The sequence below is a fragment of the Rhodococcus sp. AD45-ID genome (assembly GCF_003023755.1).
Classification (GTDB): domain Bacteria; phylum Actinomycetota; class Actinomycetes; order Mycobacteriales; family Mycobacteriaceae; genus Rhodococcus_F; species Rhodococcus_F globerula.
Window position 1 is genome coordinate 1,115,124 of sequence record NZ_PYHL01000001.1, and the last position, 25,962, is coordinate 1,141,085.

General features: G+C 63.1%; 25 protein-coding genes. 7 read left to right on the forward strand and 18 right to left on the reverse strand.

Annotated features, from left to right (window positions below; translation table 11 throughout):
• The first annotated feature begins 77 nt into the window (after positions 1 to 77).
• Positions 78 to 1,073 (forward strand): HAD family phosphatase, encoded by a 996-nt coding sequence (locus C7T36_RS05045; RefSeq protein ID WP_033235493.1) that lies wholly within the window; start codon positions 78 to 80, stop codon positions 1,071 to 1,073.
• 54 nt (positions 1,074 to 1,127) lie between these two features.
• Here C7T36_RS05045 and C7T36_RS05050 read toward each other — a convergent pair whose 3' ends face one another.
• From C7T36_RS05050 to C7T36_RS05080, 7 genes are all read right to left on the reverse strand, one after another.
• The gene (locus C7T36_RS05050; protein WP_045063850.1) at positions 1,128 to 2,153 is read right to left on the reverse strand and encodes a lysophospholipid acyltransferase family protein; all 1,026 of its coding nucleotides are present in this window, start codon (positions 2,151 to 2,153) and stop codon (positions 1,128 to 1,130) included.
• Positions 2,150 to 3,241 (reverse strand): NAD-dependent epimerase/dehydratase family protein, encoded by a 1,092-nt coding sequence (locus C7T36_RS05055; RefSeq protein ID WP_045066581.1) that lies wholly within the window; start codon positions 3,239 to 3,241, stop codon positions 2,150 to 2,152. Before C7T36_RS05055 ends, C7T36_RS05050 begins: the two co-directional genes overlap by 4 nt.
• A gap of 309 nt (positions 3,242 to 3,550) precedes the next feature.
• Positions 3,551 to 3,652 (reverse strand): 30S ribosomal protein bS22, encoded by a 102-nt coding sequence (locus C7T36_RS05060; RefSeq protein ID WP_003402602.1) that lies wholly within the window; start codon positions 3,650 to 3,652, stop codon positions 3,551 to 3,553.
• Positions 3,653 to 3,896: 244 nt separating this feature from the next.
• A complete protein-coding gene (locus C7T36_RS05065) occupies positions 3,897 to 4,133 on the reverse strand; it encodes a helix-turn-helix domain-containing protein (protein WP_003941845.1) in 237 nt (78 codons plus the stop codon).
• Positions 4,134 to 4,260: 127 nt separating this feature from the next.
• Positions 4,261 to 5,076 carry a pyrroline-5-carboxylate reductase gene (gene proC, locus C7T36_RS05070; RefSeq protein WP_033235495.1) on the reverse strand — a complete coding sequence of 272 codons (816 nt, stop codon included), beginning with the start codon at positions 5,074 to 5,076 and terminating at the stop codon, positions 4,261 to 4,263.
• Positions 5,077 to 5,110: 34 nt separating this feature from the next.
• Positions 5,111 to 5,956: a thioesterase family protein gene (locus tag C7T36_RS05075; protein WP_045063858.1), complete on the reverse strand. Its 846-nt coding sequence runs from the start codon at positions 5,954 to 5,956 to the stop codon at positions 5,111 to 5,113.
• On the reverse strand, positions 5,956 to 6,600 hold the full coding sequence (locus C7T36_RS05080; protein ID WP_045063860.1) for a MerR family transcriptional regulator: 645 nt from the start codon (positions 6,598 to 6,600) through the stop codon (positions 5,956 to 5,958). Before C7T36_RS05080 ends, C7T36_RS05075 begins: the two co-directional genes overlap by 1 nt.
• 135 nt (positions 6,601 to 6,735) lie before the next feature.
• Here C7T36_RS05080 and C7T36_RS05085 point away from each other — a divergent pair, with 135 nt between their 5' ends.
• From C7T36_RS05085 to C7T36_RS05100, 4 genes are all read left to right on the forward strand, one after another.
• Complete coding sequence (locus tag C7T36_RS05085) at positions 6,736 to 7,383, forward strand: TetR/AcrR family transcriptional regulator (protein WP_045063862.1); 648 nt, start codon at positions 6,736 to 6,738, stop codon at positions 7,381 to 7,383.
• Positions 7,384 to 7,511: 128 nt separating this feature from the next.
• Entirely contained in the window at positions 7,512 to 8,978 is a 1,467-nt protein-coding gene (locus C7T36_RS05090) for a wax ester/triacylglycerol synthase domain-containing protein (protein ID WP_045063864.1), read from the forward strand.
• Between the two features lie 3 nt (positions 8,979 to 8,981).
• Positions 8,982 to 11,294 (forward strand): glycerol-3-phosphate 1-O-acyltransferase, encoded by a 2,313-nt coding sequence (locus C7T36_RS05095; protein WP_045063867.1) that lies wholly within the window; start codon positions 8,982 to 8,984, stop codon positions 11,292 to 11,294.
• Positions 11,291 to 12,724 (forward strand): HAD-IB family hydrolase, encoded by a 1,434-nt coding sequence (locus tag C7T36_RS05100; RefSeq protein ID WP_045063869.1) that lies wholly within the window; start codon positions 11,291 to 11,293, stop codon positions 12,722 to 12,724. Before C7T36_RS05095 ends, C7T36_RS05100 begins: the two co-directional genes overlap by 4 nt.
• A gap of 31 nt (positions 12,725 to 12,755) precedes the next feature.
• On the opposite strand, the gene C7T36_RS05105 is transcribed toward C7T36_RS05100, so the two are convergent.
• Genes C7T36_RS05105 through C7T36_RS05115 form a run of 3 tightly spaced genes read right to left on the reverse strand, consistent with a single transcriptional unit; the run spans position 12,756 to position 15,647 of the window.
• Positions 12,756 to 13,586 carry a sugar phosphate isomerase/epimerase gene (locus C7T36_RS05105; RefSeq protein ID WP_033235501.1) on the reverse strand — a complete coding sequence of 277 codons (831 nt, stop codon included), beginning with the start codon at positions 13,584 to 13,586 and terminating at the stop codon, positions 12,756 to 12,758.
• 7 nt (positions 13,587 to 13,593) lie between these two features.
• A complete protein-coding gene (locus tag C7T36_RS05110) occupies positions 13,594 to 14,697 on the reverse strand; it encodes a hypothetical protein (RefSeq protein WP_045063872.1) in 1,104 nt (367 codons plus the stop codon).
• Entirely contained in the window at positions 14,697 to 15,647 is a 951-nt protein-coding gene (locus C7T36_RS05115) for a Ppx/GppA phosphatase family protein (protein WP_033235503.1), read from the reverse strand. Before C7T36_RS05115 ends, C7T36_RS05110 begins: the two co-directional genes overlap by 1 nt.
• A gap of 66 nt (positions 15,648 to 15,713) precedes the next feature.
• On the opposite strand from C7T36_RS05115, the gene C7T36_RS05120 reads away from it, so the two are divergent.
• Entirely contained in the window at positions 15,714 to 16,499 is a 786-nt protein-coding gene (locus tag C7T36_RS05120; protein ID WP_033235504.1) for a hypothetical protein, read from the forward strand.
• 58 nt (positions 16,500 to 16,557) lie between these two features.
• On the opposite strand, the gene C7T36_RS05125 is transcribed toward C7T36_RS05120, so the two are convergent.
• From C7T36_RS05125 to C7T36_RS05160, 8 genes are all read right to left on the reverse strand, one after another.
• Positions 16,558 to 17,247: a response regulator transcription factor gene (locus C7T36_RS05125; protein ID WP_033235505.1), complete on the reverse strand. Its 690-nt coding sequence runs from the start codon at positions 17,245 to 17,247 to the stop codon at positions 16,558 to 16,560.
• A complete protein-coding gene (locus C7T36_RS05130) occupies positions 17,244 to 18,479 on the reverse strand; it encodes a cell wall metabolism sensor histidine kinase WalK (RefSeq protein WP_033235781.1) in 1,236 nt (411 codons plus the stop codon). The genes C7T36_RS05125 and C7T36_RS05130 overlap by 4 nt, the downstream gene beginning before the upstream one ends.
• Before the next feature lie 162 nt (positions 18,480 to 18,641).
• Positions 18,642 to 19,397: a phosphoglyceromutase gene (locus tag C7T36_RS05135; RefSeq protein WP_172936322.1), complete on the reverse strand. Its 756-nt coding sequence runs from the start codon at positions 19,395 to 19,397 to the stop codon at positions 18,642 to 18,644.
• Positions 19,398 to 19,443: 46 nt separating this feature from the next.
• A complete protein-coding gene (locus C7T36_RS05140) occupies positions 19,444 to 21,045 on the reverse strand; it encodes an AMP-binding protein (RefSeq protein ID WP_045063877.1) in 1,602 nt (533 codons plus the stop codon).
• Positions 21,046 to 21,179: 134 nt separating this feature from the next.
• Positions 21,180 to 21,713 carry a YbjN domain-containing protein gene (locus tag C7T36_RS05145; protein ID WP_045063879.1) on the reverse strand — a complete coding sequence of 178 codons (534 nt, stop codon included), beginning with the start codon at positions 21,711 to 21,713 and terminating at the stop codon, positions 21,180 to 21,182.
• A complete protein-coding gene (mshA, locus tag C7T36_RS05150; protein ID WP_181317465.1) occupies positions 21,710 to 23,068 on the reverse strand; it encodes a D-inositol-3-phosphate glycosyltransferase in 1,359 nt (452 codons plus the stop codon). Before mshA ends, C7T36_RS05145 begins: the two co-directional genes overlap by 4 nt.
• Before the next feature lie 12 nt (positions 23,069 to 23,080).
• Positions 23,081 to 23,908, reverse strand: a complete 828-nt coding sequence (locus C7T36_RS05155; protein WP_045063884.1) for an alpha/beta fold hydrolase — start codon at positions 23,906 to 23,908, stop codon at positions 23,081 to 23,083.
• Entirely contained in the window at positions 23,854 to 25,080 is a 1,227-nt protein-coding gene (locus C7T36_RS05160) for an MFS transporter (RefSeq protein ID WP_045063885.1), read from the reverse strand. The genes C7T36_RS05155 and C7T36_RS05160 overlap by 55 nt, the downstream gene beginning before the upstream one ends.
• 101 nt (positions 25,081 to 25,181) lie before the next feature.
• On the opposite strand from C7T36_RS05160, the gene C7T36_RS05165 reads away from it, so the two are divergent.
• Positions 25,182 to 25,955 carry a PIG-L family deacetylase gene (locus tag C7T36_RS05165; protein ID WP_033235511.1) on the forward strand — a complete coding sequence of 258 codons (774 nt, stop codon included), beginning with the start codon at positions 25,182 to 25,184 and terminating at the stop codon, positions 25,953 to 25,955.
• The last annotated feature ends 7 nt before the right edge of the window (positions 25,956 to 25,962 follow it).

The following is a 25,962-nucleotide window of genomic DNA, read 5'->3' on the forward strand; positions in this document are numbered from 1 at the left end:
ACGCCTTGGAGCCTCACCGCGGAGGATAGGCTGACTTCAAGAGTTCTCTGCTCAACGGTGCAACACGGGAGGTGCGGGTGCCTGCGCGATCACTACCGAACGGTTCCGGATTCGGGTCGGGGCTGGCCGGGGTCATTCTCCCTGGCCGTCGCCGGGTCAAGAATCCGCTGGGACCGAGCGAATCGGAAGTTCGAGCCAACCTCGCCGGTGAGGCCAGTGCGGACGCGGCCCTGGCACTCACCGCGGCCGCCCAAGCGGAAGAGCCCACGGCCGACGACGCTGTACCGGCGGTGCCGCGAGACCTCACTGCTGCGGCATTCTTCGACGTCGACAACACCATGGTCCAAGGTGCGTCCATCATTCACTTCGCACGTGGGTTGGCCGCCCGGAAATACCTGAAAACGTCGGACCTGGTGGATTTCGCCTGGAAACAGGTCAAATTCCGGGTAACCGGACGCGAGAGCAGTGACGATGTTGCCGAGGGCCGCGAGAAGGCTCTCTCGTTTGTCGCCGGCCGGTCAACGGCCGAACTCGCCCGACTCGGTGAGGAAATCTACGACGAGGTGATCGCGGACAAGATCTGGCCTGGCACCCGTGCGTTGGCTCAGATGCACTTGGACGCGGGCCAGCAGGTCTGGTTGGTGACGGCTACCCCTGTCGAACTCGCGCAGGTCATCGCCGAGAAGTTGGGTCTGACCGGAGCCTTGGGCACAGTCGCGGAGAGTGAGGACGGCGTCTTCACCGGCCGTCTTGTCGGTGACATCCTGCACGGAATGGGCAAGGCGCATGCCGTCCGCACGCTGGCGGTTCGCGAGGGCCTCAACCTCAAGCGGTGCTCCGCGTACTCCGACTCTCACAACGACGTCCCGATGCTGTCCCTGGTCGGTACCGCAGTTGCGATCAATCCCGACGCCGATCTTCGCGAACTCGCAAAGAACCGCGGCTGGGAAGTGCGTGATTTCCGCACCGCGCGCAAAGCGGCCAAGATCGGTGTTCCCACGGCGCTGGTGCTCGGGGCGATCAGTGGTGCACTCGCCGTCATCCTTGCGCGTCGGAAAGAACAGAACGCCTGACGGAATCGAAAGTCCGGATCGAATCCGATCCGGACTTTCAGTTCAGCCCAGCTTTCAGCCCAGGAAAATGTTGCGGCGCTTGGCCAGCTGCCGGTAGAGCGTCTGCTGGATGGTCTCGCGCACGTGGTCGGTCACTTCGAAGAGAACCATCGGATCCTCTTCTGCACCTGCGTCGTACGTGTCCGTGACGATCGGCGTCCCGAATTCGATGTGCCATTTCGACGGCAGCGGAACCAGCCCGAGCGGTCCCAGATGCGGAAACAACGGAGTGACCGGGAAATACGGAAGGCCCAACAACCGCGACAGCGTCGTCAAGTCGCCGATTTTCGGGTAGATCTCTTCCGAGCCGACTATCGAGCACGGGATGATCGGAACTCCGGTACGCATTGCGGCCGAAACGAATCCGCCGCGCCCGAACCTCTGCAACTTGTAGCGCTCACTGAACGGTTTTCCGATTCCCTTGAACCCTTCGGGGAAGACCGCCGCCACTTCACCCTCACGCAGAAGTCGCTCGGCGTCCGGGTTGCAGGCCAGTGTGTGCCCCGCTTTGCGCGCGAGTCCGCCGACCAGCGGCATCTCGAATGCCATGTCCGCAGCCAACATTCGCAGTGGCCGGTGCGCCGGATGGTGATCGTGTACGGCAACGGACGTCATCAACCCGTCGATCGGAATCACGCCGGCATGATTCGCGACCACCAGAGCGCCGCCGGTAAGGGGGATGTTCTCGATTCCGCTGACCTCGACACGAAACCACTTCTCGAACAGTGGCCGCAGCACCGGCATGACGATGTGGTCCGCGAAGTGCGGATCGAACCCGAACTCGTCGACCTCGTAGTCACCGGCCATCCGGCGCCGTAGGAACTCCGCCGTCGACGCGATCTGATCGACCAGTCCCGAGCGGACGGTGTCGACAAACGACCCGTCGTTCGGAGTCTTGGGTGGCAACGCCCCACTCGAGGGATGCCGGCGCTCGCTCTGCTCTCGCACCAATCGTTGTGCGCCGGTTACCGATTCACGTGAGCTTGCTTCGCTTCGGGCTGGGTGCGGCCGCAACGGAATTACCTTTGCCACGTCACTCATCGCTCCACCACACCTCGGTCCGGGGTCGTCATCGACATCACGTCGGCGCTCGGTGACGCCACGGCTCCGTTGCCGCCGACTATCGCGGTCAACGTTTTCTCCGCCCGGTCGATCCACTCGGACCCGATGATCCGCCGCGTCTGCATGGCCCGGACGAAGTCGTCGAGCGCCTGCATCGTCGTCCACCTCGGCTCGAATCCCATCTCGCTGCGCATTCGTGTGGTGTCCAGACCGCACCCGAACCGGAAGTACTCGAGTTGTTCGTCGGTGTACAACCGCATGGACGAACCCACCAAGGCGTTGCCGACGCTGCGGAACAGCGCCAGCGGCATCGGAACTTCGATGCGTCCGGCTCGCCTGATGGCCTGCGACATCATCACAACCCCGTCTGCTGCGATGTTGTACGTTCCCGCCACCGGGGTAACGGTGGCGCATTCGAGCGCGGCAAGCGCGTCCTCGGCGTGCAGCAACTGCAGACGTGCGTTACGTCCGGCAATGGTGGGAACCACCGGTGCACTGATGTAGTGCCCGACCGTTGCGGTGAGTTGGGGGCCGATCAGCGGAGCAAGTCTCAGAATTGCCACGTCGATGTCGGGCCGGCGACGTCCCATGCCTCGGAGATACCCCTCGATTTCGAGGGTGTCCCTGGCGTAGCCTCCGGGCGGGCGCCGACGCGCACTCATCTCTTCCGTGAACTGGGCGGGATCTTTGGCACTGCACCCGTACACAACCGACGCGGAGCGGAGAACGACTTTGCGAACGGTAGGGGCCTTCTGGCACACGGCGAACAACTGCATTGCGCCGATGACGTTCATGTCCTTCATCGCTGCGCGTGAACCTGATTTGGGGGCCTTCTGCAGGGTCGACGCGTGTACGACGGTATCAACTTCGGCGCCTCGGATGACCTTGCCGATGAGGGGGTTGCGGATATCGGCGCGCACGAATTCGGCACGGCCCATTCGGCGCAACATGTCTTTGCTCGGGCTCACGGAGTCAACGGCGATCACTCGCTCGATTGCCGGATTCTGCGCCAGTCGGGTTACCAGGTAACCGCCCAGAAATCGGCTTGTGCCGGTCACGAGAACCACGCGGGGAACTACATTGTCCGATTTCGTGTCGCCTGCTGATTTTTCGTCGGCTGCTGTGTCACGAACTACCACCAAGTACCCCCCTATCCAGGACGAACGATCGTTCCCGAATCACTTTTGTGACAAGTTTCCCCCACCATACGGCCAGTCGGGGTCTCGCGCTGTTTACCCGCATCACACTCATTCAAGACATATCTCCCACGGAGTGGGACGGCGTGTCCATAACCCCCCGAACAGGCCCCGAACAGACAACGATGCCCGCCGCTTCCGAAGAAGTGGCGGGCATCGACGCTTAGTGCACAGTATTGCTTATTTACCGAGTTTCCTGCGCTGCACTCGGGTACGACGAAGCAACTTGCGGTGCTTCTTCTTGGACATGCGCTTGCGACGCTTCTTGATCACTGAACCCATAGCGGGTGTCCCTCACGTTCTTCTATAGCGTTCCTGCGCACGCCGGTCACGTACGCCTGCGCCAAGCAACTGGCGCCTGGCCCTCGTTTTAACTAGCTCAGCGCCTTACGACACCAGCTTGCTGGTACGACAGTTGATTATCGTACCGGTGCGGACTCACTCGACATAAACCGAGCCTCCGGCACAGCTTCTGCTGTGCCCGCGACAGGGCTTACGCCGAGGTCGTCCTCTCCGAATCGGCTGGTCAGCCTGCGTCGAAGTACGAGGTTTCGAGATAATCGTGCACCGCTTTCGCATGTACACGGAACGAACGTCCCACTCGAACAGCGGGCAATTCGCCGCTGTGTACCAAACGGTACACAGTCATCTTCGACACCCTCATCAACGTTGCCACCTCGGCAACCGTGAGGAATTGTGTTCCGGCCACGGCCGGCTTCCCGTCGTGGGACGAACCCATGGACGGCTTGTTTGCAGACACCATAAATCCACATACCTCCAGTACGACTCGCGCCGCCGGCTTCCCCTCCGGCGGAACAGACACGTACGTACTAACCCCGAGCTTAGCTGTACTTGTGGGGTTAAAGCGACGGGTGTGGCGTAATGGGCGACTATTCGACAGCGGCACCCATTGCGACTGAACGCGTCTTAGCGGCCTCGAGAGCGTTGTAGAACGCGGTTCGAAGACCGCCTGCCTCGAGTTCGCGAAGCGCTGCGGCTGTCGTGCCACCTGGCGAGGTCACGGCAGCCCGAAGATCGCCGGCGCTGTCTCCGGTGCGATCGAGCATCGCGGCCGAACCGACCATCGTCTGAACAACCAATTCAGACGCCACTGCACGAGTGAGACCGAGACTGACACCGGCATCGATCATCGCTTCGGCCACCAGGAACATGTATGCCGGACCAGAACCGGATACGGCCGTGACAGCATCGATCTGCGATTCGGGCACCGTGACGACCTTGCCGACGCTGCCCAGAATTCCGCGCACCAATTCCAGGTGCTCCGGCTTGACGTGTCGGCCCGGCGCCAGAACGCTGACGCCTTCGCCGACCAGCATCGGTGTATTCGGCATGACCCGAATCACCGGGAACCCTGCAGGAAGCCGCGTTTCGTAGAACCCGATGGGGATACCGGCGGCGAGCGAGACGATCAACTGCTCGAGATCACCGTCGAGATCCACCTTCGACAGCGCTGTCAGAGCTGCCTCGACGTCGTTCGGCTTGACGGCGATCACGATAACGTCAGCACCGTCGGCCGCGTCCTCGATCGTGGTGACGCGGATGGAGTACTCGGCAATCAGTTCCTCCACGCGCGGCTGATACTGCTCGGCAACAACCAGATCCTTGATCGCATGGCCTGCGTGCAGCAACCCGGAGATCAGCGCCTCGCCGATCTTGCCGCCACCGATAATCGCAATTCTTGTCATGCCGTCAAGCCTGCCACGACGACATCGAGGGGAATTACCGGGGCATCATGGCCAACTGCCTACTCTGCACCACCACGGCCCCGGTGGAATCGAGAATGTCGTGATCCTCTTCGAACCACGTGCTGCCCAACACATCCGAACTCGCCCGAACCCGCAGCCAGCCCGGTGCAGGCAGCCTGCGCAGGTACGTCGTCAACTGCACGGTCGGCGCCCAGCCGAACAGTCCACGGTTCATCGTGACCGGAGCGCTGATGTCTCCCGCCATGATCGCGAACAACACCGCGGTGTCGACATCCGCTTCGTCATCGGGCCGAGCGCGCACCCACATCCGCACCTCCGGCTCCCCCTGAGCGCCGGTGAGAAAGTGCGCGGACGTCGTGTCGATCCGCATGTCGCAACCTTGACCGACATGCACGATCTGCGCCATCGGATGATCACCCTCTACCGCGGCGGCGTGCTCCGACGGTTCCGCAGGCATGTCGTCGATCGACGAGGTGCTCACGAAGGCAGGCACGTCGCCGTCGGGAATGCCGAGTGTGACCGCGGCGCGGACGGCAACCCTTCCCGCCTGACTCAACTCGACGTCCACCAGCGACACCTGGCGCCCCTGCTTCTGCACTGTCACTGCCAATTCCACGTCACCCGGATCGGGTGCGGCAAGGTAATTCGCGCTCACGGCGATAGGTTGCATCGCCCGCACACCGTCGTTGTCGGAAGCGCCGTCGCGCAACGCCGCTCTCGCAGCCGCCGCGCACACTGCCATCATCGACCCGCCGTGAACCTTGGGTCCGATGGTCCAGATCGGGTCGATCGTTGCGCGGAAACGGCCGCCACCGAGCGATTCCAGTCGGTTCAGATCACGAAAAGGGCTGGTGCTCATCAATTTTCCTTCATCCGGTTTGTCGTGTGCTCCGCAGGTGACGTGAACTTTGCGGATCCTAGGTCTTGATGCGCCAAGCGTCGTAGTGCTGTCAGGACCGGTTCGTACATCGCGGTCCCGAGGACCGCGTACCGAACTGCCTCTTCCGTCGAACCGAGCGGCATCAGATCGATTTCCACTTCGGCAATTCCTCGAATGTGTTCTCCGTAAGCCCGCAGTCGTTCCTCGCTCAACGTCAGACCTGCTCCTTCGAGACCGATCAGCGCTTGTTCCAGATGAGCGACGGCGACGTACCGCGGGTCGTACACCTGCCCGAGAAACTCCAGCACCTTCTGCGCCCGCGGAAATTCGTGCACCGGATCGTTTTCGACGTGGGGTGGCAGCTGGGCGATGGCGCGTCCGATCCGCTCGAATTCGGAGAGGTCCGTCGCCGAGACGAGATCGAGAATCGCACGTATGCGCGGAATGGAGAGGCCCGCCCCGGAGAGCGCTCTGATCAGCCCGAGGCGACGAATGTGATCGTCGCCGTACTGTGCGCCGGTCGCACTGGTGGGTTCGCCCGCCATCAGCAGACCCTCACGCAGGTAGTACTTCACAGTGGGCAGTGCCACGCCGGATCTGGCCGACAGTTCGGAAATCTTCATCGCGCTCCTCGCCCCCTCACTAGATACCAATACTATCCAACCGAAATGCGCCCGTGATCCCACCCCTGCGTGGACTATCCTCGGACGTTCTAGCGAACACTAAGAAACGATTGTCGAGCGGAGCTCACAGGCACAATGGCAAGAAAACCTTCTGCACCGCCCCAGGACGCTGCACTGCCCCAGGACGAAGGGTGGCGCACCGTCGAACCACTGACACTGACGCCGCTCCTCACAGCAGCCCTGGCCACCTTCCACGAATTCGGGTACCACGGCGCCTCCGTCCGCGATATCGCCAAACGCGCCGGCGTCACCGTTCCGACGCTGTACTACCACCACGAAAACAAGCAGGGCATTCTTGTCGCCTTGATGATGACCGGCATCGAAGCGGTCACCGTCCGGGCACGCGAAGCGGTCGACGCTGCCGGACCCTCCCCTACCCGACAATTCGGAAACCTTGTCGAGGCCGTTGTATTGCACATGACCAGCCGAACGGACATCGCTTTCCTCGATTCCGAACTGCGCTACCTCGAAGACACAGAGCGAAAAGCCTATGCGGCCAAGCGAAAGCATCTCGAGAACCTTCTGGCCGACGTACTGAGCGCCGGTGTCGAACAGGGCGAGTTCACCGTCACCGACATCGCCGGCACCGGGCGCGCCATGCTGGGTATGTGCCAATCGGTGGCGCTCTGGTTCCGGCCGGACGGTCCGCAGACACCGCACGAAGTCAGTGTCTTCTATCGAGAAATCGCACTCAACGCAGTGGGCGCCGTCGCCACTGTCTGATTTGACCGGTCCAGTCGAACGTCACATCTGTTCACTGCCACCGAAACCGGGACGCGCCGACGGTCTCGGGTCCACACTTAGATACAGAACGACGGGGTGGACCCGAAGACCGAGGGAGTTCTTGAAGTATGGCCGACAACAATCCATTTGTTCCTCCTAGTGCGGTCGACGTCGACCTCTCTGCGGTCGCGTGGGGCGCGAACCGGACGATGTCCGATTTCGAGACCGGGATGTGGCGGATGGAAGAAGCGCAACCACAATTGCGCTCGCCGATCGTCGCGGTAGAAGTCCTCGACCAGGCGCCCGATTGGGATCGTCTTCGCGGGGCTGTCGAATGGGCGTCGCACGTCGTACCCCGCATCCGGATGCGCGCTGTCGAACCCACCCTGAACCTGGGTAACCCGGTCTGGTCGGTAGATCCCGAATTCGACATCGGGTACCACTTGCGACGCGTCCGTCTACCCGCGCCTGCCGATTTCGATCACGCACTGCGTATGTGCCGCCACCTCGCCACCGAACCGTTCGACAAGGCTCGCCCGCCGTGGAGCGCACTGCTCATCGAGGGACTGGACGACGGCCGCGCGGTTTTTGTCGTCAAAACCCACCACTCCATCACGGACGGCATGGGCGGAATCCAGATGATGACGCTCCTGCACAGCAGGCGCGCCGATCCCACGCCGGACAAGCCCGATCGCACCCCGCCGCCGGCAGAGCATCTGTCCTCGATCGGTGCTTTCGGCGAAGAAGTTATCGGCGAGATCCGTCGGGCGCCGTCGCGAGTGGCACGACTGCTGCGCGGCGTCACCAACATCGCGGCCACCGCGATCACACAACCGATCACCACAACCACCGAGGTCCTGGACTACGCCAACTCGCTGCGCCGAATTGTCACTCCGCCCGCCAGTTCCGGTTCTCCACTCCTACGTGAACGCGGTCTCGGTCGCTGGTTCGGAACCTTGGAAGTTGGTGTGCCCGAACTGAAAGCGGGCGCAAAAGCGGCCGGCGGCTCACTCAACGACGCGTACGTCGCAGCTCTGCTCGGCGGATTCCGTCGCTATCACGACGCGTTCGGTCAATCGGTCGACAGTGTTCCCATGGGGATGCCGGTCAGCATGCGCACCGGCTCGGATCCGTCCGGCGGCAACAGATTTGCCGCCGTTCGCTTCAGCGGCCCGATCTCCGAGACGGACCCGGCCAAACGAATCCGGCAGGTCCGCGAAATCGTTCTGAACCTTCGCGAAGAGCCGGCGCTCGACGCCCTCGACTTGGCTGCGCCCGTCCTCGCGCGCCTGCCAAATCAGCTCCTCGCGAGCTGGTACCTGTCCCAGTCCACCGGACTCGATCTGCAAGCGAGCAACGTTGCGGGCGTTCCCGTCCCGGTCTATCTTGCCGGCGCGAAGATCGAGCGGATGTTCCCGTTCGGTCCCGCCCCTGGCTGCGCCGTGATGGCAACGCTGGTCTCGCACGTCGGAATCTGCTGCATCGGAATCAATATCGACACCGCAGCCGTCACCAAACCTGCATTACTCATGCAGTGCATCCAAGACAGCCTCGATGAGATCGTGGCCCTCGGAACCGCTGCGGAAGGTGCGTGAGTCATGACCGCAGACGTGACCCGACAGAATGTATACCTGACCGAGCCGATGACCGAGGCCGAAGCAGGCGTGCTGCGAAAGTGGTTGGCCGACAAAGCTCGCGGCACAGCGCAGCCGTCGACTACCGTCGCGATCACCGATCGCACGCTCGGCGAACTGTCCCGCCGAACCGACGACCCGATGCTCGCTCCGTTGCGAGTGGTGTGGCTACCCAGCAACCGAACCGAACAGAACGTAGCAGGGCGCGTTCGCAATGCGCTCGCCCCGCGAGATCCGTTGCACCCCGGCCGGAGCGCGCAGCGCCGCACACTGCGTACCGACCCCGACCGGTGCCAGGTCATCGAGGGCCGGCCCGCCCCGCTCAGCGACCTGTCACGCCGCCTCGACGAAAGCGGCGGCGGATCTTTGCCCGAGTTCATCCGCCGTCAGGCTGCCCTCGCCCTCGAGCGAGCAGAACTCGAATTGATCGGCGGGCAGTACAAGGTGTCGCGATTTGTCGTCGACGAAATCACCGACACCCGGCGCTTCACCACCGAGACCATGGCCCTCTCCGACCGTCTCGGCATCGCCGTTGCCGAAGTGGACCGGCGTGCGCGCGAAGCACTCGAGGAAATGGTTGCCACCCAGAGCCGCCAGGCAATCGCGGTGTGGGATCGTTTGGGACGCTACTTCGCTCGCGCGTACACGATCGATGTCGACACCAGCCGATTCGACGAACTGCGGGAGCTCAACAAGGAACATTCACTTGTCTTCCTTCCCAGCCACCGCTCGTATCTCGATCCGCTGGTGCTCCGCCCCGCACTGATCAACAACGGCCTTCCGCTCAATCACGTGATGGGCGGACTCAACATCAGTTTCTGGCCAATGGGGTCCATCCTCAAGCGCAGTGGCACCGTCTTCATCCGTCGTAGCATCGGCGACGACGAGGTCTACAAGTGGTCGATGCACGAGTACATGCGGTACCTGCTCACCAAACGATTCAATCTCGAGTGGTACATCGAAGGCGGTCGTGGACGCACCGGCAAACTTCGTCCGCCGCGTTTCGGGTTGATGACGTATCTGGCCAAGGCTTTTCACGTCAGCGGCGCCTCCGACGTCTACCTGGTGCCGGTAGCGCTGAGCTACGACCAACTCTACGAAGTCGGTGCCATGGCCGCCGAAGCCCTCGGCGCTGAGAAGAAGCCCGAAGGCTTGCGCTGGATGTTCGGATACGTTCGAGCGCAAGGCAAGAGGAACGGCGTCGCGCACGTCACGATCGGGCGGCCACTTTCCTTTGCCGAAGCACTCCGGCAAGAACCCGACCAGCGCCTGGCCATTCAGAAGGCTGCGATCGAAGTGTGCCACCGCATCAACGAGGTGACGCCGATTACGGTGTCCTCTCTCGCGATGCTCCCCTTCCTCGGAATCGAGGATCGCGCGCTCACCGTCACTGAACTCACCCTCATCCTCACGCCCCTGTTCCAATACATCACGGCGCGCAAACTACCGCTCGCCGGCGATGTGGAACTCGACGATCCGCACGTCATCGACAAGGCACTGCAGACGCATGTCGAGTCGGGCGTGCTGATGCATTTCGACAAGGGCGGCGAAAAGGTCTTCTACCTGGGCAAGGATCAGGGTCTTGTTGCGGCGTTCTACCGCAACAACACCATTCATTTCCTCGTCGCCCGGGCAATCGCAGAACTGGTCCTACAAGCGGCGGTAGACGAGCAGTTCACTGACCCGATCCTCGACGGCTGGAACGAGGCCAAACGCATTCGGGACCTGATGAAGTTCGAGTTCTTCTTCAGCGACCGGGACACCTTCGAAGAAGAGATGCGTACCGAACTGGACCTGATCGACCCCAGTTGGAGCTCGGTCACCGCCGACCCGAACCGCACCGCGCACATCATCGAGGGCGTTCGCCCTTACCTAGCCCACCGTGTACTGCAACCGTTCCTCGAGGCGTACCAGGTGGTCGCCGATCAGTTGGTCCTCGCACCGGTGTCGAAGTCCTTCGACGAAAAGTCGTTCACCCGCAACTGCATCGACGTTGCCCACGAACGTCGGTTGCGTCAGCAGATTGCCAGCAGCGAATCGGTATCCGGCGAATTGTTTGCCACCGCACTCAATTTGGCCCGCAATCGCAATCTCGTGGAAGCCGTGGACGACGAGGTCACCGCGCGTCGGATTGCCTTCGCCGAGGAACTGCGGGTTCTGGTCGACCGGTTGCGGCGGATCCGCGAACTCGCCCACTCCCGCCTCGACGCGGCAACCAGATCCTATGGCGCCGCAGCCACTCCCAATCCCACCCCTCACGAGGAAGCAGGACCGTGACCGGACTCGAGCGTCTGCACGCCGCGATCAAAGCGGCCCCAGCCGGACCCGACACCATTGCCGCGTTCGACCTGGACGGCACCCTCATCAGCGGGTACTCCGCCAGCGTTGTCTACCGTGATCGACTGCGGCGCTTCGATATCAGCCTCGGCGAACTGCTGCGGACCACCGGCGCCGCCATCGACACCCAGTTTCGCGGTGCCGACGTCGGCGCGCTCATGGACATCGCAGTCCGCGCGCTTACCGGCCGCACCGAGGAAGAACTGAACGACTGGGGCGAGCGGCTGTTCAGGCAGGAAATCGCCGCGATGATCTACCCCGACGCTCGCGAGATTCTCGCGGCGCATCGAAAGGCCGGTCACACCGTTGTGATGGCCACATCGGCCACGCCGTTCCAGGCCCGAGGGGTTGCCGCGGATCTCGACATCGAAGACGTGCTGTGCACGGAAATCGAAGTGATCGACGGCATGCTCACCGGCGACCTGTCGGCGCCGGCACTATGGGGTCCCGCGAAGGCCGACGCACTCGCGGCCTACGCCGAGAAGCGCGGCGTCGATCTGCGGAATGCCTTTGCGTATTCCAATGGTGCCGAAGATGTTCCGATGCTCGAATCCGTCGGCCGCCCCGTCGCCTTGAATCCGGATCGCACCCTGGCGAGTGTCGCGAGGCGCAAGGGCTGGCCCTCCGTCACGCTGCGTAAACCACAACGCGGAGCAACTCCCCTCTCGACGGTGCGCACCGCCACCGCGATGGGCGCATTGGCTGCCACTGCTGTGGTGGGCTTCTCGGCCGGCTTGGTCACCGGCAACCGGCAATTGGGAGCCAACCTCGTGGGCACCTACGGCCCCGACATCTCCCTGTCGCTACTGGGCATCGACGTCGACATCGACGGTGAGCACAATATATGGGATCACCGCCCAGCCGTCTTCATGTTCAATCATCAAAGCTCGCTGGACCTGCTGGTACTGGGCACCGTCATCAAACGCGACGTGACCGGAGTGGCGAAGAAGGAAGCGGCAAACGATCCTCGCTTCATTCCGATCGGCGCCCTGTTGGACGTCGCGTACATCGATCGGTCCAACACCGCCAAGGCCAAGGCGGCATTGCAACCGGCCGTCGACAAGCTGAAAAACGGCGTCTCGATAGTCATCGCGCCCGAGGGAACACGTTCCGCCACACCAAAACTCGGGGCATTCAAGAAGGGCGCGTTCCACCTGGCCATGCAAGCGGGAGTTCCCATCGTGCCGGTTGTGATCCACAATGCCGGTGAACGCATGTGGCGTAATTCCCTTGTCGCCCATCCGGGCCCGGTCTACGTTTCGGTTCTCGACCCCATCTCCACTACAGGATGGCAACTCGACGACCTCGATTCTCACATCGAGGAAGTGCGCTCACAGTTCGACGCAGCGCTCACTGCCGGGCATCGCTGAATATCGGACATCGCTGACAGCCACCAAAGATTCAGGCCAGGTGCTCGCGTGCAAACGCGAGTGCCTGCGCCAGCATCGAGGATCTTTCCCGCCGCGTGCGAGCATTCTGGGTATTGATCTCGAGGACGGCCTGACCGGTGAAACCTGTTGCGGCCAGGTGTCGGCATATCTCGGCGCAGGGTTGTGATCCGTGGCCGGGAATCAGGTGCTCGTCCATCGACGCACCTCGTCCGTCCGCGAGATGCAGATGCTGGAGTCCCTTGCCCATTCTCGCAGCCAGTTCGAACGCGTCCATGCCGGCAGTTGCGGTGTGCGACAAGTCGAGTGTGTAGTGGGAATGATCGGAATCGGTGGGATCGTACGACGGACTGAACGCCGACAACGCCGCACCGGGACCGCCGCGCTTACGCAGTCGCTCGGCCGAGCGGTCCTTGCCGCCGAAAAAGCTGTCGGCACGCATGGGGAACATATTCTCGACAGCTACGACGACGCTGCTTCGCGATTCCAGGTCGACGACCTGATCCGCAAATCCGTCGGCATATTTGCGTTGCCACCGAAACGGCGGGTGCACAACCACAGTGGTGGCGCCCAACGTCTCCGCAGTGCGGACGGACCGCTCGAGCTTCTCGATCGGATCGGCTCCCCACACACGCTGCGAAATCAGCAGACACGGCGCATGAACTGCCTGCACCGGAATTCCGTATTTGCGCACCAACGCCGCAACGCCACCGACGTCCTGGCTGACCGACTCGGCCCACACCATCAATTCGATGCCGTCGTATCCCAAATCGGCCGCGTAGCGGAACGCGGCTTCGGTGTTCTCGGGATAAACCGAGGCCGTCGACAAGCCCACAGCGATCATCGTCGGATCAACCCGAGGTCAACAAGAACGCCAGCGGACCCAAGGTCACGATCATGCCGACAACGACCGCAATCACAAAACTCGTGATGTCGTCCGTTTTCCGCAGAACTCGAACAACCGCCACCAGACCGACGATAACGATCAGGGCAAGTACCAGCGCCACCCACGGCAGCATGTCCCAGAGCTTCTCGAAACCCTTGAACATCGCGCCGCCGATGATGAGCGCAACAACAACCTGTCCGGCCAGGATCGCCCATTCACGGATCGAGTTCCGATCGCCGGTGTCTTCTGCAGTGGCAGGCTCGGCCGGTGCAACCTCTTCCACGGAAGCAGGCGAGGGCTCCGGCGCTGCGGCGGCTGGTTCCGTCGAACCGGCATTCTCGGCGGGTTCGTCGCTGATCGAGGCCATCATCTCGGTGCTGACATCAGCGTCAGCCGGGCTTGGCGCGACTCGCGGAGGCAGGATCGGCGAGCGCATCGACGGATTCTGGGAAACCTCGCGTTCTTGCCGCATCAGGTCACCTGCCAACGTCTGACCGGACAGCAGAGCAGGCTCCTGCGTCACCTTCGGTGGCCCAGCCGGCACCGGCTTCCTGGTCGTGGTCTCGGGCACAGCCTGCTGAGACACAACCGGCACAGCCTGGGTCGACACAACCGGTACAGCCTGGGTCGACACAACCGGTACAGCCTGGGTCGGCGCGAGAGGCGCAGCCTTCTTCGGCTCGACGGGTGCCCGGCTGACCCACTGCCCCGGCGCGCTCTTGGAGATCGGCTTGTGAAGGTCGATCTTGGTGTCGTCCGAATCGTCGTTCTCGACCGACTGCGTGAACTCGGTCACCGGAGCCTGAGTGGACTCAGGCTTGGTCTCGACGGTCTTGGTCTCGACGATCTCGGTCTCGGCAGGCTTGGTTTCAGGCTGCGCCGTGGGTGCGTCCGATTCGGCTGCCGAACGTGAACCGGCAGGCCGAACGATCGGAATTTCGCCGGTGAGTTCAGCTACGGAGATACCTCCGGCCACGCCCCGACGACGACGCCCACCGCGGGACTCGACCGTCTGACCGTTCCGCTTGAGCAGTTCCGCTACGGAAATCTGCTGACTGTCCTCGGTCATCAAGCACTCACCACCAATTCACCGCCCATTTCTGTGTCGAGCTTCCGCAGAATCAGACCCTCGCGCAATGCCCACGGACAAATTTCGAGTTCGTCCACTCCGAGCGCTCGCATGGTTGCTTCTGCGATGAGTGCGCCCGCCACAATCTGCTGTGACCGATCTGCACTCACTCCTTCCAATTCTGCACGGTCTGACGCCGTCATCCTGGATATGAAGGCTATGAGTTGCCTGAGTCCGCTGGCGGTCAGGGTCCGTTTGGCACGCGGCCCGGCTGCGGACGGTGCCGCGCCGGTGAGCCTGGCCAAGGAACGGAAGGTCTTCGAGGTGCCGACGGTCCGGTCCCAGTCGCCGGCGCTGCGGAGTTCCTTGGCTGGTCCGAGCAGTTCTGCGTCCAACCAGTCCCGAAGCACGGCGACGCGGCGCTTGCCGGGCGGGTCGGCGTGGAGCCAGTCCCTGGTGAGCCGGCCTGCGCCGAGTTGGAGTGAGAACGCGACGTCCGGATCCTCGTCGCCGCCTGCGGTGAGCTCGAGTGAACCTCCACCGATATCGAGGTTCAGGATGCGTCCGGCGCTCCAGCCGTACCAACGGCGGACCGCAAGGAAAGTCAATCGGGCTTCGTCGACACCGGAGAGCACCTCGAGTCCTACGCCCGTCTCGGCGCGCACGCGGGCGAGCACGGCTTCGGAATTGTTGGCGTCGCGCACGGCGGAGGTGGCAAACGCCATCATTTCCTCACATCCGGACATTTTGGCGATACCGGCGAATTCCCCGACCGTGGAGACCAGCCGATCAGCCCCGACGACGGTGATGTCGCCCCGGTCGTCGGTGTTTTCCGCCAGCCGCAAAGTCGCCTTGGTGGAGCTCATGGGTGTTGGGTGGCCGCCACGGTGGGCGTCCACTACCAGTAGATGAACGGTGTTGCTTCCGACGTCGAGTACCCCTAGTCGCACATCGCCACGTTACTGGGTCTACGGTCTGCCCTTGTGACAGCAGGTAACCCAGACCGGTCCCACAAGATGACTCCAAGCCCCGAGGTCGACCTCGATTTCCCGCGCGAGTGGGTCGAATTTGTCGACCCCGACAACTCCGAACACCTCATTGCCGCCGATATGACGTGGCTGCTCTCGCACTGGACCTGCGTGTTCGGTACTCCGGCATGCCAGGGAATTCTCGGCGATCGTCCCGACGACGGATGTTGCTCGCACGGCGCGTTTCTCTCCGATCAGGAGGATCAGGACAAGCTCGATGCGTCAGTGAAACTGCTCACAGCCGAGGACTGGCAGTTCATGGAGAAGGGTCTCGGCAAGAAGGGCTACGTCGAGGAAGACGACCTCGAGGACGAGCCGGCGCTGCGCACCCGCCGCTACAAGGGCGCGTGCATTTTCCTGAATCGGCCGGGTTTTGCGGGCGGCCAGGGGTGCGCGCTTCACTCGATGGCGCTCAAGAAGGGCATCGAGCCGCTCGAGGTGAAGCCGGACGTGTGCTGGCAGCTTCCGATCCGTCGTACCCAGGACTGGGTGGACCGCCCGGACGGGGTTCAGATCCTCAAGACCACGATCACCGAGTACGACCGCCGCGGCTGGGGCGAGGGCGGCGACGACCTGTCCTGGTACTGCTCGGGCTCGCCCGACGCTCATGTCGGCCAGAAGCAGGTGTGGCAGTCGTACGCCCCGGAGTTGACCGAGTTACTCGGGAAGGCCGTTTACGACGAGCTGGCTCGCCTCTGCAGGCGCCGGGCCGGGCTCGGCCTTATCGCAGTCCACCCGGCAACCACGATCGCTCAGAACAAAGCTCAGGCGTAAAAACAACTTCAGCCGCCCCACACGACGTGTGGGGCGGCTGAACTTTTTCGTCGTTCTTTCAGGCTTCGAGCTTGTATCCCAGACCACGTACGGTCACGAGATGCTCCGGCTTGGCCGGGTCCGCTTCGATCTTGGAACGCAGCCGCTTCACGTGCACGTCAAGGGTTTTGGTGTCGCCGACGTAGTCCGCTCCCCACACACGATCGATCAACTGGCCGCGGGTGAGCACGCGTCCGGAATTGCGGAGCAGGTACTCGAGGAGATCGAACTCCTTGAGCGGCAACGTGATCGGATTCCCACCCACCTGGACGACGTGGCGTTCGACGTCCATCCGGACCGGTCCGGCTTCGAGGACACCGTTTTCCGAACCCAGGTCTGCCTCGTTCTCGACGCCGCGGCGCAGCACGGCCCGGATACGGGCAATGAGTTCGCGGGCCGAATACGGCTTGGTCACGTAATCGTCCGCACCGAGTTCGAGGCCGACAACCTTGTCGATCTCGCTGTCGCGGGCCGTCACCATGATGACGGGCACACCGGAACGAGTGCGCAGCGCCTTGCACACGTCGGTACCGCTCATACCGGGCAGCATGAGGTCCAGCAGCACGATGTCTGCGCCGGAACGATCGAATTCCGCCAAGGCCGACGGGCCGTCGTTGACGATGGTGGTCTCGAACCCTTCCTTGCGGAGCAGGAACGCCAGCGGATCCGCCAACGACTCCTCGTCCTCCACGATCAGCACCCTCGTCATCGTTTGGCCTCCATGCCTGTGTCTTTACTGCCTGAGTCTCGTCTACCGCTTCGCCCGGAACCGAGTGCTCCCGCGTCGCCGTCGTCGAGGTCGTCGGTCTCCTCCACATGCGCTGGTATCTGCAAGGTGAAGGTGGACCCGGTTCCTGGTTTGCTCCATACGTCGATGGAGCCGTTGTGATTGGCCGCTACGTGCTTGACGATCGCGAGCCCCAGTCCGGTGCCTCCGGTCTGGCGCGATCGTGCTTTGTCGACCCGGAAGAATCGCTCGAATACGCGTTCCTGGTCGGCTTTTGCGATTCCCTCGCCGCGATCGGTCACGGCGATGGCGACGTTGCCACCGCGCATCGAGCGACTGACCGACACCGGAGAGCCCTTGGGCGAGTATGCAATCGCATTCTCGATGAGATTGGACAGTGCGGTAACGAGCAACGTCTGATCGCCGAGAACTTCGAGTCCACTCGGATGATCGGTGGTGACGGTGATCTCGGCTGCCTCGGCCGACAACCTCGACCTCGACAACGCTTCGGAGACAACGGTATCCACGTCCACGACATCGAGGTCGGGAAGTTTCTCGGCTCCCTGCAATCGTGAAAGCGCGATCAGTTCCGTCACCATCTTGCCGAGGCGAATCGACTCGCTGTGCACTCGTTCGCCGAAGTGCCGCACCGACTCCGGATCGTCGGCGGATTCCAGCAATGCTTCTGCCAGCAAACTCATCGCTCCGACCGGGGTTTTGAGTTCGTGACTGACGTTCGCAACGAAGTCGCGTCTCGTCGCCTCCATGCGAACCTGCTCAGAATCGTCGTCCGCGAACAGGACCACGAAATTGCGCTCGTCCTTGCTGAGCAGACGCGCCACCCCGCGAACCGCGATCTTGTCGCGTCCGCGTTGGACGGTTGTGGCCGTCAGATCCACTTCGACGGGTTGCCCGGTCTCGAGCACCTTCAGGGCTGCCTGCCACGCCCGCTCGTCGACGCGGCGATTCTTGACAAGCCCCAACTCTTCCGCGCGGGGATTGAACAGCACCACGTCGTGATAGCCGTCGACAACGGCGATACCGCTCTCGGACGCCAGCACGATCAGGTCCAGGACCTGCGACATTGTCAACCCGGTCTGTTCTGCAGCACGTTCGCGGTGCCGTGAGCTCAGCCTCGGAATCAGCACACCTCCGACGAGGTATCCGATCAAGCCGCCAACCACGATCAGCAGCACTGCAGTTGCGACACTCACGGCGCAATCGTACGTTCGCGCGTCGAGTGGGTTACGGCGGGTTCGAGCATTTCCGCCCACGTCATCCGCCCGGTGGGCGGCGTTGGCGCGCCGTTCATCTGCTGTTCGCCGAAGCCCCCCGAACAGTCAGTTCGAGGGGCTTCGGAAGTCATCATGATGGCGCTACTTCGCGCCCTGATTCGCCACTGCGGCAGCGCCTGCGGCGGCCGCCTCGGGATCGAGGTAGGTGCCGCCCGGGTTGAGCGGCTGCAGGTTCTCGTCGAGGTCGTAACGCAGCGGAATGCCCGTCGGGATGTTGAGACCGGCGATGTCCTCGTCGGAAATACCGTCGAGGTGCTTGACCAAGGCGCGCAGCGAATTGCCGTGAGCGGTGACCAGAACGTTCTTACCTGCGAGCAGTTCCTGGGAGATCGTGTCTTCCCAGTACGGGATCAACCGCTTGACGACGTCGAGCAGGCACTCGGTCAGCGGCACCTCGTCGAGGTTTGCGTAACGCGGATCGGTGTCCTGGCTGTATTCGCTGCCCGCTTCGATGGCCGGCGGCGGCGTGTCGTAGCTACGACGCCACAGCATGAACTGATCGTTGCCGTACTCCTCTTTGGTCTGAGCCTTGTTCTTGCCCTGCAGGGCGCCGTAATGGCGCTCGTTGAGGCGCCAGTCGCGGACGACGGGGATCCAGTGGCGATCGGCCGCATCGAGTGCGAGGTTGGCTGTGCTGATCGCGCGGCGAAGCAGCGAGGTGTAGAGGACATCGGGCAGCAGGCCGTGCTCGGCGAGCAGTTCGCCGGCGCGCTTGCCTTCGGCCATGCCCTTGTCGGTCAGGTGTACGTCCACCCAGCCGGTGAACAGATTGAGTGCATTCCATTCGCTCTCGCCGTGGCGAAGCAGGACCAGTGTTCCGATACTCATGCCGTTCATCCTGGCATGAGTACCGGAACACGTCTTGATCAACCCTGCCGCGAAATCAGCTTTGCGCTGCTTCTGCGGTGCGCAGATCCTTGCGGAGAATCTTTCCGGCCGCGGACTTGGGGACCGTGCTGATGAAGGCGACCTTGCGAACCTTCTTGTGCGGTGAGACGCGCTCGGCGACAAAAGCGATGACGTCGGCCTCGGACAACGCGGCACCGTCCTGCAGGACGACAAACGCCTTCGGCACTTCCTCGCCCTCCTCGTCGAGTACTCCGATGACGGCGGCGTCGGCGATCTGAGGGTGGGTGAGCAGCAACGCTTCGAGTTCGGCCGGCGGAACCTGGTAGCCCTTGTACTTGATCAGTTCCTTGAGACGGTCGACGATGGTGACGACACCTTCGGCGTCGACGGTCGCAATGTCGCCGGTACGCAGGTAACCGTCGGCGTCGAGGGTGTCTTTGGTTGCCTGCTCGTTCCCGAGGTACCCGGCCATGATGTTCGGGCCCTTGCACCACAGCTCACCGGGCGCACTGACCTCACCGGAACCGGCCGCCGGGTATGCAACCTCTTCACCGGTACCCGGATCGACGAGCTTGCATTCCATGTTCGCGATGGTCGGACCGCACGAGTCGAGCGGCATGTCGTCCCGGTCGAACGGAATTGCATGGCTGACCGGGCTCATCTCGGACATGCCGTAGCCCTGACGGACCCGGCAGTTCAGGCGATCGGCGACGGCCTTGCCGAGGGCGGCATCGAGCGGGGCGGCGCCGGAGAAAATCGTGTGCACACTCGACAGGTCGTACTGGTCGACCAGTGGATGCTTCGCCAACGCGACCGCGACTGGCGGCGCGACGAAGATGTACGTCGATTTCTGCTCTGCGACGATCCGCAGAAATTCGACGAGATCGAACTTCGGCATCGTAATCAGGCTCGCGCGGGCGAAGAGCGCGGCGTTGAGCAGCACCGTCATGCCGTAGATGTGGAAGAACGGCAGGACTGCGAGAATCTTGTCGTCGGAGCCGATACCCATTCGCGGCATGATCTGGCAGACATTCGCGACAAGGTTGCGATGGGTGAGCATGACCCCCTTGGGTCGACCGGTAGTGCCTGACGAGTACGGCAGCACCGCGAGTTGGGTGGCCGGATCGAAGGAAACCTCGGGCGGCGTCGCACCTTCACCGAGCAGATCGCGCAGCGAGAGGTGACCTTCGGCGCCGTCGAGGACGATCACGTTCTCGGCGGGGATGCCGACCTCGTCGGCCGCCGCCTTGGCTTGCGGAAGCAGCGGCGAGACCGTGAAGAGGAACGTGGCCTTCGAGTCGGTGAGTTGCTTGGCGATGTCCTCGGCGGTGTAGAGAGCGTTGATGGTGGTCGCAACGCCACCGGCACGCAAGATGCCGTGGAAGACGGATCCGAACGCCGGGACGTTCGGTGAATGCAGAGCGACGACGTCCCCCACAGCGAGTCCGCGCGCAGCGAGGGCTCCAGCGACGCCGTTGATCTGCGCGATCAGCGAGGCGTACGTGGTGACGGTGCCCGAAGCGCCCTCGACAAACGCAGTCTTGTCGAGATCAGCGGGTTCGATGTTTCCGAACAGGAAGTCGTAGACACTGACGTTGGGGATGTCGACGTCGGGGAACGGACTCTTGAAGCTCAACGGTGCTCCTCGTGAAGGTTGCGCGGCAAGGTGACGAACAATTTACTGTGACTTACGGAAACAGCATTATTCCGTGATGGTAGTCACAAAGTAAAGAACACCCTACGGGACACATCGCCGACATGTCTCACGCATCACTTCTCGGCGGCAGTGTCCAATTCTTCGGCATCCGCGTTCTCTGCGTCCGCTTCTTCGATCAGATGCTTGAACGGTTGCAGGTTCGCCAGCGACTCCCCACGCGAGACGCGCCACGCCCATTCACGCTTGATGGACGAGAAGAATCCGAGTTCGAGGATGACGTTGAAATCGCCGTCCGCAGCCTCGAGGACCTGGCCGAGAACCCGATCGAGTTCGTCACCGGTCACCGCATGTTCGGAGATCTTGCCGACGAGGTAGATGTCCCCGACCTTGTCGAGCGTGTACGCCACCCCGTACAGGCGACGGTTCCGCTTGAGCAGGAACTTGTAGACACCCTCGAAGTTCTCGTCGACCTTGCGGCACACAAAGGCTTCGACCCGCACACCGTGGTTCCCGACGGTCAGCAAAGTCGACGTCTTGAGTTTGTGCTCACCGGGAAGTTCGACGATGAAATGAGTGCCGTCGCGCTTCGTGAATTCGAGTTCACGCTCGGTGAGGGCCTGCTCGATGATGTCGGAAACACTGCTCATGTACGCACTCCTCCGGTCCGCCGCAGACGCCACAGTCCCCGCGCGCGGCGGGGCGAGAAGTCACTGGGACCGGTTCCGTTGTTGTAGTTGACGCCGGCTTTGCGGTAGCTCTCGAGAAGTCCGTCCGCGGTGTGTTCCCACGAGAAGTTCTCCGCGTGACGCGGAGCGCGCTCGGCAAGAGTTTCCAGACGCGCGGGTTCGGTGACCAGCGCTTCGAGAGCGCCTGCCCAATCCTGAGTCTTGTGCCCCTGCACCAGTAGGCCCGTCTCACCGTTGCGAACGGCAACACCCAAACCACCGACGTCAGCGGCAATCACCGGAGTCCCACAGGCTTGAGCCTCGATGGCCACCAGGCCGAATGATTCCGAATAGCTCGGTACCGCAACAAGATCCGACGCCCGATACACATCGGCCAGCCGCGTCGGCGCCTGCGGCGGCAGGAAGGTCACCTGCGCTGTGATGCCGAGGGCGCGTGCCAGCTCGATCAAGACGTCCGGCTGAGCCAACCCGGTGCCGGAGGGACCACCGACGACCAGGATCCGCAGCGGCAATCCGGGATGGCGGCTGATGACTTCCGCAGCTGCACGCAGAAGGACGTCCGGCGCCTTGAGGGGCTGAATGCGACCGACAAACGTCACGATCACTTCGTTGGGATTCAGGCCGAACGACGCCCTGGCCCGATCACGATCGCCCGGACGATAGAGCGTCAGATCCGCACCAGGCGCGACGACGTCGATGCGCGTCGGGTCGGCCCCGTACAACTCGTGGAGAGCTTTGGCTTCGTCGGTGGTGTTTGCAACAAGCCGATCGGACTCGGCCACAACCTGTTGCTCCCCGATCTGCCGAGCGGCAGGTTCGGGCGTGTCCCCCTCTGCCATCGACAGGTTCTTGACGGCGGCAAGAGTGTGCGCGGTGTGGACGAGCGGAACGCCCCAGCGGTCCCGAGCCAACCAGCCGACCTGCCCGGACAGCCAGTAGTGCGAGTGAATCAGGCTGTAATAGCCCGGTTCACGACGCGCTTCCTCTCGCAGGACTCCGGCGACAAACGCGCAGAGTTGCGTCGGGAGATCTGCCTTGTCGAGGCCCTCGAACGGACCGGCGGCGACGTTGCGCACCCGAACCCCCGGTGCGGCTTCGACGACGGGAGCGTCTGCCGATGACGTCGCGCGGGTGAAAATCTCCACCTCGACACCACGTTTTGCCAACTGAATCGCGGATTGCAGGACGTAGACGTTCATCCCACCTGCATCACCGGTGCCTGGTTGCGCCAAGGGCGAGGTGTGGACCGACAGTACGGCCACCCGGCGAGGGCGCGAAGTGTGCGTGGGTGTCACGACTCCATAGTGCCCCCTCACCGGGCGCGAACTCTAACCGAGGCTGGAGACGAACGTTCTCACTTCGGACACGAATCGGGTCGGATCCTCCACGAACGGCCCGTGATCGCAGCCGTCCCAGTACGACGCCTGCGACTTCGGAATCAGCTCTTCGGCGTGCTTACCTGCACTCACGTCGACAACGGAGTCTTCGGTGCCGTGCAGAACCAGCGCCGGGATGTCGAGGGAACGGAGCAGTTCGTCGTGACCGACCGCACGGTTGAACAGTGCGGCCCGCACGCGCGGGCGGGTCGCGAGGCTCGCACCGAACAGGGCCTGCGACTGGGCCCCTTTGCCTTCCGGCGGGCCGGTGAGCGCGTTGCCGAACGCGCCGAGTGCCCGAATCGCCTCGCGGGGATCTTCCGACATGGCACCGGGAACAGCGCTGCGCATCGCCGCACCCACCTTGCCGCCCTTCTCACCGCGCCCGATGCTCGTGATCGCGCCGACCAGGACAACGCCGGCCACAGCGTGCGTTCCGTGCGCTGCCAGGTAATCGCAGATCACGAGCCCGCCGTACGACCACCCGAGCAACACGGCTTTCTCGGTGATGCCCTCGGCTGCCAGGACAGCGGCAACATCGCCGGCCCAGTTCGCGCTGTTGTCGTAACCGTCTTCGGGGGCGTCGGAGTATCCGTGGCCGCGTAGATCAACGGCGATCAACCGGTGCGAGGATGCCAGTTCGCTCAGAACCTGCTCACCCCAGCACTGCGAGGACTGTGCCCAGCCGTGCAGCAGGACCAGCGGGGTTGCTTCCGGGTTTCCGGTTACTCGGTAGACGATGGACGTGCCGTCGACGCTGACGGCTTCACGAATAGACATGCCGTCACGATAGAGGCTGTGACCGCGGCACCGACGGCAAGCGTGTACGCCGACGAGACTCCGTAGCGGTCGATCAGTTGCCCCGCCAGCGCGGATCCGAGCGCCACGCCGACACCCAGGCCGGTCACCGTCAGCGTCATGCCTTCGGTGAGTTTCTCGGGCGGAACGATCTGCTCGACAAGAGCTGTGGCGATGATGAGCGTCGGCGCGATTGTCGCGCCGGCCAGGATGTAGGCCGCTGCCAGTCCCGCGACGCTGCCGACCAGCAGGAGCGGAATACTCAGCACGGTGACGGCAATGGACGCGATCATCAGCTGTCCGCGTAGCGAGCGCGTCGGGTGCCGGGACCCGAACACCAAGCCCACGATTCCCGATCCGCCGGCAAACAGGGCGAGGACGACGGTCGCCGACCCGGGCGAGTTCTGTTCCTGGGTGAACGCGATGGCACCGACGTCGATGACGCCGAACATGGTTCCCAGCATCACCATCACGATGATGACGATCCACATCGCCGGGTTCGCGAGAACCGAGCGTCCCCGGCCCGGTATGCGCGGATGAATCTTGGGTTCCGTCGATCGCTGCGCCACCAGTAGGAGCGTGCCGACCACAAGAAGAATTACTCCCGCGAGCGGACCGGCTTCGGGAAACAGCCCGATGCTCAGACCGACCGAGAGCACCGGCCCCACCACGAAACAGAGTTCGTCGACGACGGATTCGAACGCAAAAGCTGTGCGCAACTCAGGTTTTCCGACGTAGATCGCAACCCACCTGGCGCGAACCATCGCACCGATCGTCGGGGTCGCACCGGCCGGGATCACCAGAGCGAACAGCAGCCAGTCCGGCGCTTCGAATCTCACGGACAGCAGCAGCGCACCGATCGAGATGGCGCTCACCGCAGCGGCCAGGGGCAGAACCGCGCGCTGCCCGAATCGATCCACCGTGCGGGACACCAACGGCGCTATGACGGCGCAGGACAGCGCAAATACTGCTGCGAGCGCGCCGGCCAGCCCGTAGTCACCACGAAGTTGCGAGATCATCGTCACGATTCCGATGCCGATCATCGCGATCGGCAACCGCGCGATGAAACCGGCGGCGGAGAAGGCAATGGCGCCAGGGGCGGCGAATATTTCGCGATATGCCCCCATCAGGCCTTTATCGTCGGAACTGGTCATGACTGATTCTCGTGCACCCCACAAGGTTCACAGAATATGTGCAGCCACCACAAATCCCGGCTCGAGTTGACCTGTCGGTAGCTTGCCCTACGATTGCGCGAATGAGTGTCCTGGTGTGTTTCCACGCCCATCCCGACGACGAAGTATTCATCACGGGTGGCGTCATGAGAATGGCTGCCGACGCGGGTCATCGCGTTGTTGTCGTCACGGCCACCGACGGTGCGCTGGGTGAGTATCCCGACGGCCTGTTGGACGAGCACGAATCATTGGCGGAGCGTCGCAGCCGCGAACTCGAGGCGTCCACCGATGCCCTCGGTGCCAGCCGTGTCGTGTCGTTGCACTATCCGGATTCCGGAATGGTCGGCACCCCCGAGAACGAGAACCCCGACGCTTTCTGCAATGCCGAAGTAGACGAGGCGGCCGAGCGTCTGGCAGAAGTTCTTCGCGAGGAGAACGCCGACATCCTGACGATCTACGACGCCAATGGTGGTTACGGTCACCCGGACCACATTCAGGTGCACTACGTCGGCATTCGGGCGGCTGAGCTCGCGGGCACACCGCTCGTCTACGAGGCGTCCACCAACCGCGATCACATGAAGATGCTGATGCTGGCCAATCCGGAGTGGACGGAAGAAGCGCAGCCACCGGACATCGAGACGTTCGGCCTTCCAGCCGAACAGCTCACCACGGCCGTCGACGTCAGTTCGGTGATCAGCTCGAAGCGTGCGGCCATGTACGCGCACGCCACACAGGTCGGGGATTTCGGGCCGTTCCTCGAAATGCCCACCGAGCAGCTCACCGCGGCATTCGGTACCGAGTGGTTCCGTCGACGCAACGCCCCGGACGGCCTGTCGGAAACTGCGCTTCCGCTGTAGCCGAAGC

Excerpts from the sequence above, each read along its gene's own strand:
- C7T36_RS05120 (WP_033235504.1), top strand. The coding sequence starts at position 15,714 with ATGACTCCAAGCCCCGAGGTCGACCTCGATTTCCCGCGCGAGTGGGTC.
- C7T36_RS05160 (WP_045063885.1), bottom strand. The coding sequence starts at position 25,080 with ATGACCAGTTCCGACGATAAAGGCCTGATGGGGGCATATCGCGAAATA.
- C7T36_RS05060 (WP_003402602.1), bottom strand. The coding sequence starts at position 3,652 with ATGGGTTCAGTGATCAAGAAGCGTCGCAAGCGCATGTCCAAGAAGAAG.
- C7T36_RS05145 (WP_045063879.1), bottom strand. The coding sequence starts at position 21,713 with ATGAGCAGTGTTTCCGACATCATCGAGCAGGCCCTCACCGAGCGTGAA.
- C7T36_RS05085 (WP_045063862.1), top strand. The coding sequence starts at position 6,736 with ATGGCAAGAAAACCTTCTGCACCGCCCCAGGACGCTGCACTGCCCCAG.
- C7T36_RS05125 (WP_033235505.1), bottom strand. The coding sequence starts at position 17,247 with ATGACGAGGGTGCTGATCGTGGAGGACGAGGAGTCGTTGGCGGATCCG.
- C7T36_RS05165 (WP_033235511.1), top strand. The coding sequence starts at position 25,182 with ATGAGTGTCCTGGTGTGTTTCCACGCCCATCCCGACGACGAAGTATTC.
- C7T36_RS05110 (WP_045063872.1), bottom strand. The coding sequence starts at position 14,697 with ATGACCGAGGACAGTCAGCAGATTTCCGTAGCGGAACTGCTCAAGCGG.
- C7T36_RS05065 (WP_003941845.1), bottom strand. The coding sequence starts at position 4,133 with ATGGTGTCTGCAAACAAGCCGTCCATGGGTTCGTCCCACGACGGGAAG.
- C7T36_RS05155 (WP_045063884.1), bottom strand. The coding sequence starts at position 23,908 with ATGTCTATTCGTGAAGCCGTCAGCGTCGACGGCACGTCCATCGTCTAC.
- C7T36_RS05105 (WP_033235501.1), bottom strand. The coding sequence starts at position 13,586 with ATGATCGCTGTGGGCTTGTCGACGGCCTCGGTTTATCCCGAGAACACC.
- proC (WP_033235495.1), bottom strand. The coding sequence starts at position 5,076 with ATGACAAGAATTGCGATTATCGGTGGCGGCAAGATCGGCGAGGCGCTG.
- C7T36_RS05090 (WP_045063864.1), top strand. The coding sequence starts at position 7,512 with ATGGCCGACAACAATCCATTTGTTCCTCCTAGTGCGGTCGACGTCGAC.
- C7T36_RS05050 (WP_045063850.1), bottom strand. The coding sequence starts at position 2,153 with ATGAGTGACGTGGCAAAGGTAATTCCGTTGCGGCCGCACCCAGCCCGA.
- C7T36_RS05080 (WP_045063860.1), bottom strand. The coding sequence starts at position 6,600 with ATGAAGATTTCCGAACTGTCGGCCAGATCCGGCGTGGCACTGCCCACT.
- C7T36_RS05135 (WP_172936322.1), bottom strand. The coding sequence starts at position 19,397 with ATGAACGGCATGAGTATCGGAACACTGGTCCTGCTTCGCCACGGCGAG.
- C7T36_RS05075 (WP_045063858.1), bottom strand. The coding sequence starts at position 5,956 with ATGAGCACCAGCCCTTTTCGTGATCTGAACCGACTGGAATCGCTCGGT.
- C7T36_RS05095 (WP_045063867.1), top strand. The coding sequence starts at position 8,982 with ATGACCGCAGACGTGACCCGACAGAATGTATACCTGACCGAGCCGATG.